This window comes from Spirosoma pulveris, assembly GCF_054781875.1.
The window spans coordinates 1,730,565-1,742,794 of record NZ_BAAGTO010000001.1 but is presented as its reverse complement, the minus strand read 5'-3'; the positions used below and the strand labels follow the sequence as shown (position 1 = coordinate 1,742,794).

Annotated in this window: 12 protein-coding genes and 1 pseudogene; 7 read left to right on the top strand and 6 right to left on the bottom strand. The window is 50.2% G+C overall.

Features of this window, described 5'->3' with window-relative positions:
• Nucleotides 1–10: 10 nt before the first annotated feature.
• Nucleotides 11–889 (bottom strand): diacylglycerol/lipid kinase family protein, encoded by an 879-nt coding sequence (locus ACYVJM_RS07075; RefSeq protein WP_461147486.1) that lies wholly within the window; start codon nt 887–889, stop codon nt 11–13.
• A gap of 49 nt (nt 890–938) precedes the next feature.
• On the opposite strand from ACYVJM_RS07075, the gene ACYVJM_RS07070 reads away from it, so the two are divergent.
• Nucleotides 939–2,012: an App1 family protein gene (locus tag ACYVJM_RS07070; RefSeq protein ID WP_461147485.1), complete on the top strand. Its 1,074-nt coding sequence runs from the start codon at nt 939–941 to the stop codon at nt 2,010–2,012.
• Nucleotides 2,013–2,025: 13 nt separating this feature from the next.
• Here the strand turns inward: ACYVJM_RS07070 and ACYVJM_RS07065 are convergent, their stop codons facing one another.
• Complete coding sequence (locus tag ACYVJM_RS07065; protein WP_461147484.1) at nt 2,026–2,445, bottom strand: hypothetical protein; 420 nt, start codon at nt 2,443–2,445, stop codon at nt 2,026–2,028.
• 201 nt (nt 2,446–2,646) lie between these two features.
• Here ACYVJM_RS07065 and ACYVJM_RS07060 point away from each other — a divergent pair, with 201 nt between their 5' ends.
• Nucleotides 2,647–4,269, top strand: coding sequence for a hypothetical protein (locus ACYVJM_RS07060; RefSeq protein ID WP_461147483.1), 1,623 nt, complete (start codon nt 2,647–2,649; stop codon nt 4,267–4,269).
• A gap of 92 nt (nt 4,270–4,361) precedes the next feature.
• On the opposite strand, the gene ACYVJM_RS07055 is transcribed toward ACYVJM_RS07060, so the two are convergent.
• The gene (locus ACYVJM_RS07055; RefSeq protein WP_461147482.1) at nt 4,362–5,114 is read right to left on the bottom strand and encodes an SDR family NAD(P)-dependent oxidoreductase; all 753 of its coding nucleotides are present in this window, start codon (nt 5,112–5,114) and stop codon (nt 4,362–4,364) included.
• A gap of 248 nt (nt 5,115–5,362) precedes the next feature.
• Between ACYVJM_RS07055 and ACYVJM_RS07050 the strand changes: the two genes are divergently transcribed.
• The gene (locus tag ACYVJM_RS07050) at nt 5,363–6,322 is read left to right on the top strand and encodes a 3-hydroxyacyl-CoA dehydrogenase family protein (RefSeq protein WP_461147481.1); all 960 of its coding nucleotides are present in this window, start codon (nt 5,363–5,365) and stop codon (nt 6,320–6,322) included.
• 287 nt (nt 6,323–6,609) lie between these two features.
• On the opposite strand, the gene ACYVJM_RS07045 is transcribed toward ACYVJM_RS07050, so the two are convergent.
• The 3 genes and pseudogenes from ACYVJM_RS07045 to ACYVJM_RS07035 all read right to left on the bottom strand — a co-directional run bounded on the left by ACYVJM_RS07045 (nt 6,610) and on the right by ACYVJM_RS07035 (nt 8,421).
• Nucleotides 6,610–7,866 (bottom strand): sensor histidine kinase, encoded by a 1,257-nt coding sequence (locus tag ACYVJM_RS07045; RefSeq protein ID WP_461147745.1) that lies wholly within the window; start codon nt 7,864–7,866, stop codon nt 6,610–6,612.
• Between the two features lie 36 nt (nt 7,867–7,902).
• Nucleotides 7,903–8,274, bottom strand: a pseudogene (locus ACYVJM_RS07040) (CHASE3 domain-containing protein); the annotation flags it as partial.
• Nucleotides 8,275–8,286: 12 nt separating this feature from the next.
• Nucleotides 8,287–8,421, bottom strand: coding sequence for a hypothetical protein (locus ACYVJM_RS07035; RefSeq protein WP_461147480.1), 135 nt, complete (start codon nt 8,419–8,421; stop codon nt 8,287–8,289).
• A 524-nt stretch (nt 8,422–8,945) separates the two neighbouring features.
• Between ACYVJM_RS07035 and ACYVJM_RS07030 the strand changes: the two genes are divergently transcribed.
• From ACYVJM_RS07030 to ACYVJM_RS07015, 4 genes are all read left to right on the top strand, one after another.
• Nucleotides 8,946–9,812: a formylglycine-generating enzyme family protein gene (locus ACYVJM_RS07030; protein WP_461147479.1), complete on the top strand. Its 867-nt coding sequence runs from the start codon at nt 8,946–8,948 to the stop codon at nt 9,810–9,812.
• Nucleotides 9,813–9,853: 41 nt separating this feature from the next.
• Complete coding sequence (locus tag ACYVJM_RS07025; protein WP_461147478.1) at nt 9,854–10,552, top strand: 3-keto-disaccharide hydrolase; 699 nt, start codon at nt 9,854–9,856, stop codon at nt 10,550–10,552.
• A 372-nt stretch (nt 10,553–10,924) separates the two neighbouring features.
• Nucleotides 10,925–11,353: a response regulator gene (locus tag ACYVJM_RS07020; RefSeq protein ID WP_461147477.1), complete on the top strand. Its 429-nt coding sequence runs from the start codon at nt 10,925–10,927 to the stop codon at nt 11,351–11,353.
• A gap of 355 nt (nt 11,354–11,708) precedes the next feature.
• Complete coding sequence (locus tag ACYVJM_RS07015) at nt 11,709–12,161, top strand: response regulator (RefSeq protein WP_461147476.1); 453 nt, start codon at nt 11,709–11,711, stop codon at nt 12,159–12,161.
• The last annotated feature ends 69 nt before the right edge of the window (nt 12,162–12,230 follow it).

The following is a 12,230-nucleotide window of genomic DNA, read 5'->3' as shown; positions in this document are numbered from 1 at the left end:
GTAAATCTGATCAGGAGGGTGCCGGCGCCGGAATCAGCATGGTCAACGCTCCGGGTTTTATGGCTGCTTTCAAGCTTGTAATGCGCCCCCGGTATTCACCATCGATCTGAAAATACGCCTTTCGGTGGGTTTCAATGGTGACGGATGTAGCCGGGTGAATTTCTATATTCTTGGGATTAAATGGCTGATAGCGCCAGAAGAGCTTAACGATTTCCCAAAACGATAATCGACGGAATATGACGACTTCAAACTGGCCATCGAAAGGTGTACCGTCGGGATTTATAACGGCTCCCGTGCCATACATGCGGGCATTGGCCAGTACAATCATGAAGGCTGCCCGTTGCACGCATTCGTCACCAATGGTAACGGCCACCCGGAGTAAACGCCGTTTCTGAAGTACATTAAATACACTTCGAAGATAGCCCAATTTACCCCGCAGGTTATTTTTTTCATAGTGCTGCACCAACTGTGCGTTCAGGCCAATATCGCTCAGATGCAGGCAAACGTCGTTGTCGTTAACGGATATGATGTCGGTGGCCTTCTCAATGCCGTTGACCAGTACATCCAGACTACCCTGAACATCGGGTGGAATTCCCAACTCACGCGCCATTCCGTTGGCCGAACCGGCGGGCAGAACACCCAGGGGGATACCACTGCCGAGCAGCAGTGTAGCTACGATCTTAATGGTTCCGTCGCCCCCAACGGCCACTACGCGATCGGGTTTATGCTGCTCTAGTTGCTGGCGAATTGTTTCATCATCGGTTTTACCGTTGAGATGAAACAGGTGAACGGTATGGGGCTTATCGGCAAAGAAGGTATGAATGCCCTCCTCCCAGGCTGTTTTTTCTGCCCCGCCCGAAACGGGGTTTATGGCGAATAAAAAGGTCAACTTCTGCGTCGATTATGTGTTATAAGATGGCGAGTACTGACTGAACGTTATGGAAGCTGTGCAATCCACTCAAACTGATAAACAAAAAATAACCCTGAAGGGTAAGATAAAACGCTATTTCTTAACATGGCTGCGGCTGACCGACCAGCCCACCGTGAAGATTTACCGTGGCTTTGGTAATGATAAGCAGTTGACCATTTATGGCCACGTATTCAGAAGAAGTCCCTTACCCCGCAAGAAATACCGTGATATTGACTTCGTCAACCTGTTGGCTGTTATCCGGTTATTTTTGGTTAAGCCGTATCCGCGAACGACGGTGCGCATCCGGTTCGAGGAACAGGTTGTTGACGTCAATACGGACGACGATGGCTGTTTTCAGGTCGAGTTACCTCTAACGCAGGCATTGGCGCCGGGATGGCACCCGGTTCGGGCGCAGCTTATTTCACAAACTATGACCCCCGAACAAGTGTTGGCGGAAGGTGAAGGAGAAGTGTTAATTCCGCACCCGACCCAGTTCATTTGTATTTCGGATATTGACGACACGTTTCTGGTTTCGCACTCGGCAACCATCGCCAAACGACTGCTGGTATTATTGACCGAAAATGCGCACAGCCGAATGCCCTTTGAGGGCGTTGTAGCCCACTATAAACTACTCGCCGAAGCCAATAGCGGGCTGAATGCCACAAATCCATTCTTTTACGTGTCGAGCAGCGAGTGGAATCTGTACGATTACATTCTGGAGTTTTCGACAAAAAATCAACTTCCCGACGGCGTTTATCGCCTGAGCCAACTCAAGCGTTTGTCGCAGGTACTAAAAACAGGCAAGGGGAAGCACCACACTAAATTCGACCGGATCGAGCAGATCATCAATACCTACCCAAATCAGCGGTTTATCCTCCTGGGTGACGATTCGCAACAGGACCCGATCATCTACGAATCTGTCGTTCGGCAGTATCCCCGCCAGATTCGGTGTGTATACATTCGACAGATCCACGCTCAGCACAAAGCCCGTACAGAGCAGTTAATGGCCAGTATAGAATCTCATGGGGTTGCCAGCTGCTACTTCCTGCACAGTGCTGATGCCCGGCTTCATTCGATAGCCATTGGACTTATCCCGGAGTAACTTGCCCCGTGCCCTACAGCCCCCGCTGCGGTTGCCAGACAGTACAGCTATCCGTTGCTGATTGTGTTTTTTTAAATGCGTAATAGATAGACCGTTTCAGTTCGCCCTGGCAGTTGGCCGCAACAGTGACAACCAGTCGCTGGTTATTCGCTGCCAGACTATCGGGTATGACCAGCACATCGGCGGTGTTGATCTTTATCTTTAAATCCTGGGGCGTAAAACCAAGGTTTTGCGCTGTGTCTTTTAACGTATACACACTCCATTCGAAACTTAATGGAGACGTACCGTACTCACTGGCCGTCAGGGCCAGACCGTTGCCCGTATAACAGCGCTGATCCACACTTATTTTTTGAGGAGACCGGCAGGGACTGGTATCGTCCTGAAGGGTACAGCTACTCACAAAAATCAGGCTGAATGCGATCAGGGTTTTCATAGGGAAGACGTTGAGATGTAGTTGAACATACTCTTACTACTCAAATGAAGCAGAAAAGTTGGTAGCCCTGAAGAAGTGTGGAAGGGGCAGCCCGGAGGTGGCTGTACACGGGGTGCTGCGGATAAGGGAATAAGGTTTGTTTGCCGGTTCGTCCTGCACTGCGACTAACCGGTAGAAACTCATCTAAACAACCACAAAACCATGTCTGCACAAATCTTCTTTTCCGAGAACGAGCATTTATTGAAGGCGATCAAAGAACGGACCAGCCTTCTTCGGCTGTCGCCCGAAAAACTCTATCCCTGGTGGCGCAGACCCTGTAAGGTGAGACTTCTGCTGCTTACCGATGGGACGCTCAATTTTGGTCTGGGCGATTTCGGCCTGTCCACGTTTGTTTCTATTCTGGCCAATGACGGGCGCATTTACGTCGATTTCGAAATCACGATTGCCCATCGGGGCCCTGCTGTTGGCAATCCGGGCGTGCCGGTTTCCCGGAGTATCCCGAATTTCCGCTTTACGGACGGTACGCATTTTTCCGACACGATGTACGATCAGGTCTGGCTGTTCGGCTTCGACGCGTCGCCGGTAGGGCTCTCCGACGCTGAACTGGTGCTGCTGAGTACGTTTATGAATAACGGCGGGGGCGTATTTGCCACCGGCGACCACGGAGAACTGGGACGGGCTCTGGGCGGGTCTGTTCCGCGGGTACGCAAGATGCGGCTCTGGACCAACGCCAGCGGCAATGTAGGTATGCAGGATCCTAACCGAAACGATACGAACCGAATTGGACACGACCCGGGTTCACAGTTTGATGACCAGTCGGACGATGTTCCTCAGGAGATACAGCCCCGTTTGTACTCCAGCTCATTAGGCGGTTTTCTGCGCGAAACGTACCCGCATCCCATTTTGTGCAGCCCGCTGGGCCGTATCAAGGTGCTGCCCGACCACCCTCACGAAGGACAATGTGTCGAACCGACGGACCTCAGTGGCAATTACGAAAAAGACGGAACCCCCGAGTTCCCGATGGGGATAGCTCCCGAAATTATTGCCTACTCAACGGTGTTGGCCGGGAATACAGCCAGCACCAAGATGGCAACGCAGGCGCAAACCTTCGGGGCTATCTGTGCCTACGACGGCCACAAAGCCAATATAGGGCGAGTGGTGACCGAATCGACCTGGCATCACTACGTGAACATCAACCTGATTGGTGAAGCCTCCGAGCCCGATACGAACGTGAAAGGACTGGGTTTTATGGCATCTGCTACGGGACAACAGCACCTGGCTCAGATCAAACATTACTACATCAACACGGCGGTATGGCTTTCACGGACTACCAATCACGCCTGTTTTCGGTCGCGCTTACTTTGGCAGTTGGTGTTTGAGCACCGTATTCTGGAAGCTACCATGGATAATCCGTCTCTGCGGTTCGAGCGCATTACGCCGTCTCTGCTCTACAGCATTGGCACCCATGCTACCGATGTGCTAGGGCAAAAAGCAAGTCAGTGCCGACGATTATTACTGCTGATTGACATTGTTCGGCCTATTCTGCCCGAATTTGTCCCGTTAATTGACCCGTGGCTGAACAATCGAAAACAGGAGCCCAATCCGCCCATCCCGTGGTTTGACTTTAACCCTTTGCTGGCCATGGCGCTGGGGGGCGGACTGTTAACGCTGCGGGATAAGTTCGTCAACAACAACCTGGACGACCCTAACCGGATCGATGCCAAAGAAATTCTGGCGGTATTTCAGGAGGGAGCCAAACGGGGCGTTGAGGTAGCTTTGAAGGAACTAAGTACGGATCTCCGTAAGTTTAGCACCATTCGTTAAAAGGCCGTTCGAGTTAGCCTTGTCCCTTGATTGACCATTACATTAACCCTCCGCATAGCTGCTGTTGTCGGCTATGCGGAGGGTTTTTTTGTTTATCGGGCCAGATAACCCCCATCGACCGGGTAATACGAACCCGTAACGAATGAGGCTTTGTCGGAACTGAGCCAGACAACCAGCTCGGCAACTTCTTCCGATTTCCCCAAACGGCCGATGGGGTGCAGCCCTATCAACTGCTGTTTGACGTCATCCGATAAAACAGACAACAGTGGCGTATCAATATAGCCCGGCCCGACGGCATTGATCCGAATGCCCTGGGGCGCGTATTCGATAGCCGCCGTTTTGGTGAGGCCCACCATGCCGTGTTTTGCCGTTACGTAGCCCGGTGAGCCGGGCGTACCGACCTGTCCCAAAATGGAGGCCATGTTGACAATGGTACCTTTTCCCTGTTTCAGCATTTGCTCCAGCTCGTACTTCATGCAGAAGAAAACACTGTTGAGATTCACATTGATAATACGGTGCCATCCGTCGAGGCTGTAATCGGCGGTCATGTTCAGCTCGCCCCCAATACCGGCATTGTTGCAGGCTATATCGAGCGAGCCAAAGGCCGAAACGGTTTCCTGCACCAGTTTCTGGCACTGAAGAGGGTCGCTAACATCGCTCTTGCAATAGCGGGCAGGTACACCGGCGGCAGTGAGTCGTTCCACTACTTGCTGTCCCTGCGCGTCATCAATGTCGGAGATCATCACATTTGCCCCGCGCAGCCCATACAGTTCGGCTACTGCTTTTCCAATGCCAGACGCGGCTCCCGTTACCAAAGCTGTTTTCCCGAGTAAGTCTTTTTCCATACTAGATCTGTTGCGAAACCAGGTTTATCTTTTTGTTTGAAATTTCGACGATTGAGGTTATAAAATCGGTTGACGAATCGAAATAAGCGGAAATGAAACCGGCGGATCATGACCATAGCTAATTGCAGACTTGATTGAAATCAGTAAATCCACCTGCAATGCCCACTTTGGCAAGTAGCTTAACAATACACCTTAGGTTGCTGGTATGGAAATCCTACCGAACAGCGACCGCATAAACGCCACTGGTTATGATAAATTCTGCGCCCGTACAGCTACCCACAACCGGTATTCTGGGCAGTGGACAAATTGGAACGGCCTCGGCTGTACTGGCAGCCAGGGCGGGCCATCCGGTACTCCTCTGGACACGTTCTGCGCATAAAGAAAGCGCTATCCGGGCTCAACTGGAGAAATTGTCGGCCTTTTGTGAGGAGCACATGGGCAGACCTAAACAGCCCGTTGGACATATACAGCTTGTTACCGACCTGAATATACTGGAGGTTCAAAGCGATGTTGTGCTGGAATGCATTATTGAAGACATGGATGAAAAGGTTGCCTTATTAAGCCGCCTGACGCTTTGCCGGGAAATGAACAAGCTGGTACTTTCGGCAACGAGCGGTCTGTCTATTACCGAAATGGCCCGACGGAGTGGATTGGAACAGGTTCTGGTAGGTGCTCACTTCTGGAATCCGCCCTACCTTATTCCCATTGTAGAGGTCATTGCCGGAGAGAAAACCCCACCCGACAAGGTTGAACAAGCCTGTAACTGGCTCACTGTGCTGGGAAAGCGGCCCATCCGCTGCCCGGACATCCCCGGCTTTATCGGTAATCGGCTCATGCATGCCCTTTGGCGGGAAGCCCTCGCTCTGGTGGATGCCGGAGCCTGTTCGCCCGCCGATATCGATACCATGATAAAATACACCTTCGCTCTACGGCTACCGGCGTTGGGACCAATGGAAAACATGGATCTGGTGGGTCTTGATTTAGTCAATCGGGTGCAGAGTTACCTATTACCCGATCTGGCCGCCAACACCATACCGGCCGATTCATTACGAGATCGGCTGGCTGCGGGTCAAACAGGAATGGCAGCGGGGCAGGGTTTTTATGACTGGCAGGTTCGAAATGCTACCGAAGTGATCCAGCAACGCGACCTCACCATCCTGCATCTGTTACGTATGCAGGGTGAACTGCCGGAAAAAACAGATTTATGAGGAACCGGTATAGGTTGGCACCGTCAACAGAGCCAGAGTGCCACCTACATTATTTCCAGGTTCGTAATAACAAACGGACAGTAATCTTTACTTACTGTTCCCTTGTAGTCATACAACGCCGGCAAAAAATGCTCGAAATTTCCGACTTTCTCAACTTCATGTTTAAGCCAGACATTGCCCAGGTCGCGTGAGAAGAGAAACCGGTTCGGTACTATTGTTTCTATGGACTGGTAGAATTTGCGCATGAAGCCCTAAACCGAATCCGGTAGTCAACAGACAGGCCTACCCTACAGGGGAAGGTATACACTAAACGTGGCCCCCATACCTACCTGGCTGGTAGCCGTGATAGCACCTCCATGATTAGCGGCCACTTTCTCGCAAATGGCCAATCCAATGCCCGTACCTGTATAGGTACTTTGTCCATGCAGCCGCTGAAACACCTGGAAGATGCGGTCGACATACCGCTCATTAAATCCGATTCCATTGTCGGCCACATCAATGCGATAGTAGGTGGCCGCCACCCGGGCGGGTTTAACCGAGGAGGGTAACTCAGATGCCGGAATCTGGTGCGCCCGAATCTCAACCTGGGGGACTACCCCGTTCCGATGAAACTTGAGGGCATTAGCCAGCAGATTCTGAAACAGCTGACCCAATTGGGATGCGTTACCTATTACCGTGGGGAGGGGCTCGATTCGGATTACGGCCCGGGTTTCGACAATGAGCAGGTCTAAGTCAGTGGCTGCTTGCCGGGCTACTTCCGTGAGCGGCACAACGTTTGTCGCATCCTGTTGAGTGGAAATCCGAGAGTAGGCCAGCAAATCCCGAATCAGCGTGGACATTCGACTGGCGGCTGACTGCATTCGTCGCAGGTAGTCGGCCGCCTGCTCATCCAACTGATGGGTGTACTGGCCTACCAGCAGATTGCTGAACGACTCAATTTTACGCAGGGGCTCCTGTAAATCATGGCTGGCAACAAAGGCGAACGATTGCAGGCTGTCGTTGGAACGTTGCAGTTCCAGATTTGCGCGTTGAAGTGCCAGAGCTTGCTGCTGCTGAGTTAGCTCTGCTTCCTTGAGGGCTGTTACATCCAGGAAACTCACCAGTACCCCATCCCCCTGTTTGACGTAGCGGCTGTCAAACCAACCTTGAACGCGATCCGATTGAAAGTGCCGTAGGCGGGAGAGCGGCCGACCGCTGGTAACCACTTGAACCAAATCGGCATAGACGCCATTGGTGCGGGAAACCGGTGAATGCGTTAAGAGCGATACCTGCAGGAGTTCGCCCGCCTGGCGGCCCGCCAGCTGATCGTTGACGGGGTTGGATAAGGTGTAGATGAAGTCGACGATCTCACCTTCCGGATTCCGGACGGCCTGATAAAGGACCAGGCCGGTCGGCACATTCTGAATGATCGTCTGGAGTAACTCCGCGCTTTGGCGGGCTGCCAGCTGGATCTGTAGCCGTAGGGTGAGCTCCTTCTGAATAATTCCATAGGCCTGCCAGAAAGCCAGCACAGCCAGCACCAGGAGTAGGCCGATTAGCCCCATCATGTAGCGGTTGCTGGTAAGAACCTGCTGCTGGCGGGTCTTGAGCAAGGTTTGCTCGACGGCAGTCATGGCCCTCACATGACGGCGTACGGCGTCCATGCGCTGTTTGCCCTGCTTCAGTAGAAAGCCCGATGAGGGAGAAGCGGGAGAAGGGATATTTCGAACGAGTTGATCGACGATAGCTACTTTGGCCATCGCTAGCTGGTCTAATTGCCTGGCCCACTGTTGTTGAACCGGGTTGTCGGCTACTAGTCTGGGCAGGGCTTCTAAGTTGCTTTCAATCCGGGGCCTGGCTTGTCGGTAGGGTTCGAGAAATACGCTATCCCGGGTAGCGGCAAAGCCCCGGACCCCCGTTTCGGCATCGACCAATAAAGCTTCAACAGCCTTTAACCGGTCAATTACCTGATAGGTATGTTCTACTCATCGGTTGTGTTCTGCCTGCCGAACCTGCTGGTAGCCGAGCAGCAGTAAGCCAAGCAGGAGTAAAAAGCCAGCAATGATTACGCTGAGGTCGATTCGAATGCGGGTCTTGAATATTTCAAATGAATGTGGCATGCAAGACAAGCGATAAAAGGTTATTCTCTTGTCGTAACTAAATTAATATATACATAGTCTATGAAATTACTTCCAGTCATTGTTCGGCTGATCCGGTCCGGGCATGAAGAAATACTCGAAGGCGTGCTAAAAAAGTTCGAAGGCGCTGTCAGACGAGCGTAATTAATGGGATAGACAAGCCCAACCGGCTTGTCTGACCATGTGGCAATGGGTTAGAAAGAGAGGAATCGGACGTCTTTCCATACACTCAGTCATTAGGAGGGAGGCTTGTTGCAACTTGTTTCGTTTTTACTGATCCCGTGCTGTCTTATAAACCAGAGTGTCTCCCTTGAGGAACAGTAGGTAGGGTGGAAGTCAGGCTTATCCACCTGCTCCCTGCAAATCGTTGCCGGGAATGAACCGCCCGTCGTGGCCGTGAACATGCTGGGAAACAACCGCTTTCTTTCGATTACAGCCTCATATCGTTCAACAGACATTCAGCGGTAAGTTAATAAGCAGGTAGTTAAATAGATTAAATTAAGTCTATGTCCATCAACCGAATAAGTCTTGTCCTGTTGGGTGTGCTTTCGAGACTTACCCTGTACGCACAGGAACCAACCTACACCAGTCCCCAAGGCATCGAGTTTATCCTTATTCAGCCCGGGAGTATGGTAGTGGGTAAATTTCAGCCCACTGTCAATGAGGGAGGTATGGGTGGTTTTGGCGGCCCTCCGCCTGGCCAGGCCGGAACCTCCCCTGTTGCACGGCCTGTTCCTCCTCGTCTGCCAGAAGCAGACTATCAGCTAGCCAGGGAACTAGCCCGAAAAGACGCCATGCCAGGCTTTCGGGTAACCCTTCCCAAAGCTTATTATATTGGCAAGTTTGAGGTCACTCAGGCCCAGTGGAAAAAAGTGATGGGATCCAACCCCTCAACCTTTCAGGGGAATCGGGTCCGGGATGATGCCGACCAGCATCCGGTGGAGAGCGTAACCTGGCAGGATGCCCAGGTTTTCATCAAAAAGCTCAATGCCATCGATAAAGCCCACACGTATCGCTTACCCACCGAATTTGAATGGGAGTATGCGGCTCGTGCCGGAGCTGAAGACGACATAGCATGGAGTGCTATCCGGGCCAGCGCCGTCATTGCCACCCAAACGACGAGCCCGGTGGGCACTAAACAGCCCAATGCCTGGGGACTTTACGATACACTGGGTAATGTTTGGGAATGGGTGCAGGACTTTTATAACGAAAAGATCTTTGCCGAGCCCAGACCCCCTAAATCAGGGAAGGAACATGTCCTGAAAGGCGCTCCGTTCTACGGTGATGTGAAAAATGCCACCTATATGACTCATGCCGGGGGGCCGGGCAGTGGCTATGATGTCGGCTTCCGAATAGTGATGGAAGTCAAGTAAATCAATTCATGTAGTAAAGCAAATTTATATTCTTACTAACCATGCACCGTCCAACCTTACTACTCCTGTTGGTTTCCATGCTCACAAGCAGCTTGGCAAAAGCCCAAATGGACCAAATTCCTGATGGCTTCAACCCTGTTTTCAATGGAAAAAATCTGACTGGTTGGCACGTTAGCCGGACGACTCACCAAGGAACAACCCCCAGCTTTACGGTAGAAAATGGCGTCATTGTCGGGAAAGAGAAGCCGTATGGGCAGGGCGGGCTTTTATTGACCGATAAGAAGTATAAATCTTTTGAGTTTTATGCAGAAGTCAAGCTGGATTCGTTTTGCAATAGCGGGTTATTTTTACGCGCTAACGAAGGGGGGGCCGCCTACCAGGTTGAATTGGTACTGCCGGGCAATACGGGCGACTTGCTAGGTGAACGAATCACCCCCAGCATTGGGGCTAAGGCTACCGATCGGGCAAAAGTCTGGCGAGCCAATGATTGGAACTCTTTTCGAATACGGATGACAGGGGAAGTCCCACATCTGACATTATGGATAAACGGGGTGCAGATGTGGGATGTGCAGGAGCCCAAAAATGATTTTATCGCTGACGCTACCGAAGGTATGATCGGGTTGCAGTGCCACTGGACGGCAGTGTACTCGGAAGCAGCGGGTAAAGGAATGCCCCTGACAAGTTGGCGACCGGATGCGGCCATTAAATTCCGCCATCTCGCCATTAAAGAATTGCCCTAACCAATAAACTTACTCTGTCTCCCATGAATACGGGCAGCTTTACGCTGTCTATTAATACGACCGAAGTCGACGCGGCTCATTTTCGCGTCAACATTCCATTTCAAAACGGGTTTCTGAACAGCATTATCTAACTTTTAAGCTCCCAACATCGCTGGTTTGCGTAGAAGATTTATTACTTCGATAGATTAAGTATTAGCTTCCAGGCAAAACTTTCGAAAAAATTAGGACATGGCTAACTTAGGTTTCCGGTTAGTGGAAATTTGTTCCATAATATAGAAATCAAACGAGCATAAACGATGAGTTTGCGGCTGATAATCAGCTTAAGTCTTTGTTGGCATAGTTTTGGGTTTCGTGTGTTCTTACATATTTTCTATGGAAATCAATTGGTCTTTAGCAATTTTTATTCTGGATGATAATCCTTTTTGTGGGACTATTACTGAACAGTACATCCGTACCCTTGGCTATACCAATGTTACTTTGTTTACAGAGCCGGAAGCCTGCCTTAACCAACTTACGAAGAAGCCGGATATCATCTTCCTGGACTGTCAGGTAAAAACAGCTAATTGTGTAGACATCGTCCGCAAAATCGGACGTATTGACCCGGATATCTATCTGATTGTTCTGGCTGATCAGGAGAATATCGAAGCTACCATGCGATCGCGCGATCATGGAGCTTTCGATTGTATTGTCAAAGGGAACGATGACTTACAGAAGATTGATGATATCCTGAATAAAATTCAGCAGGTTATGGCACTCCTGGAATTACCACCACCGGGCAACCCCATTCTTCTTAAGCCATAAGGATACCTTGTCTCTAAACTAAATTTTCGGCAGACAAATGGGCTCGACTCAACCATTGAATTTTAACTATTAGTATACTTGTAATATAGCTTATGTGGATAATCGATTATTTATTTTATGAAAATGTTTAAAAAAGGAAAAAATCTCGCTATTACTTAGTTACTTTTATCAATAATTATAAACTATATTTGCACATATCCTGTAGATTGGAAATAAAAGGAAGTTTTCCATATTGTGGAAAAGTAGTCCAATTAATAGATTTATTTGGTAGGGTATTTGGGTTAACTACCTAATAGTTAGGCATATATCTCATTGGCATAGTATTAGATTAATTAGTTATTATAAATAAATACACATGGAAAATAACAACTCCTTATCCATTTTTATTCTTGATGACGATCCATTCTGTGGTAGTCTTTACGAGCAGCATGTGCGTAACCTGGGCCACACGAACGTAAAGTTTTTCATGGATGGTCAGGAATGTCTGAACAGCCTGACCGAACAGCCCGACGTTATTTTTCTGGATTACCACATGGAGCCGCTGAATGGCCTCGATGTACTGCGGAAGATAAAACGTTTCAACCCTAATATTTATCTGGTCGTTGTCTCCAGTCAGGAAGATGTTCAGGTGGCGGTCAATTCCCTGAAGTATGGCGCGTTCGACTACATTATCAAAGGGAGAAATGAATTCGAGCGTATTGGCACTGTTCTTCGGAAAGTTCAGGAGGTGATGGAGCTCTTGAAACAGCATCCCCAGGGTAAATGGAAAAAATTGCGGAACCTGCTCGGCATCGAATCAAAGCGGTAAGCAAGCCTTGGTGCTCTGTTTTACAACCGAATGATTAGCATAAACACTATTGCGTTGACCTGAGACTGG

Bases quoted from the DNA above. Each gene is read 5' to 3' on its own strand.
- ACYVJM_RS07030 (WP_461147479.1), top strand. From the start codon at position 8,946: ATGTCCATCAACCGAATAAGTCTTGTCCTGTTGGGTGTGCTTTCGAGA.
- ACYVJM_RS07015 (WP_461147476.1), top strand. From the start codon at position 11,709: ATGGAAAATAACAACTCCTTATCCATTTTTATTCTTGATGACGATCCA.
- ACYVJM_RS07020 (WP_461147477.1), top strand. From the start codon at position 10,925: ATGGAAATCAATTGGTCTTTAGCAATTTTTATTCTGGATGATAATCCT.
- ACYVJM_RS07045 (WP_461147745.1), bottom strand. From the start codon at position 7,866: ATGGGGCTAATCGGCCTACTCCTGGTGCTGGCTGTGCTGGCTTTCTGG.
- ACYVJM_RS07055 (WP_461147482.1), bottom strand. From the start codon at position 5,114: ATGGAAAAAGACTTACTCGGGAAAACAGCTTTGGTAACGGGAGCCGCG.
- ACYVJM_RS07060 (WP_461147483.1), top strand. From the start codon at position 2,647: ATGTCTGCACAAATCTTCTTTTCCGAGAACGAGCATTTATTGAAGGCG.
- ACYVJM_RS07050 (WP_461147481.1), top strand. From the start codon at position 5,363: ATGATAAATTCTGCGCCCGTACAGCTACCCACAACCGGTATTCTGGGC.
- ACYVJM_RS07035 (WP_461147480.1), bottom strand. From the start codon at position 8,421: ATGCCACATTCATTTGAAATATTCAAGACCCGCATTCGAATCGACCTC.
- ACYVJM_RS07070 (WP_461147485.1), top strand. From the start codon at position 939: ATGGAAGCTGTGCAATCCACTCAAACTGATAAACAAAAAATAACCCTG.
- ACYVJM_RS07065 (WP_461147484.1), bottom strand. From the start codon at position 2,445: ATGAAAACCCTGATCGCATTCAGCCTGATTTTTGTGAGTAGCTGTACC.
- ACYVJM_RS07025 (WP_461147478.1), top strand. From the start codon at position 9,854: ATGCACCGTCCAACCTTACTACTCCTGTTGGTTTCCATGCTCACAAGC.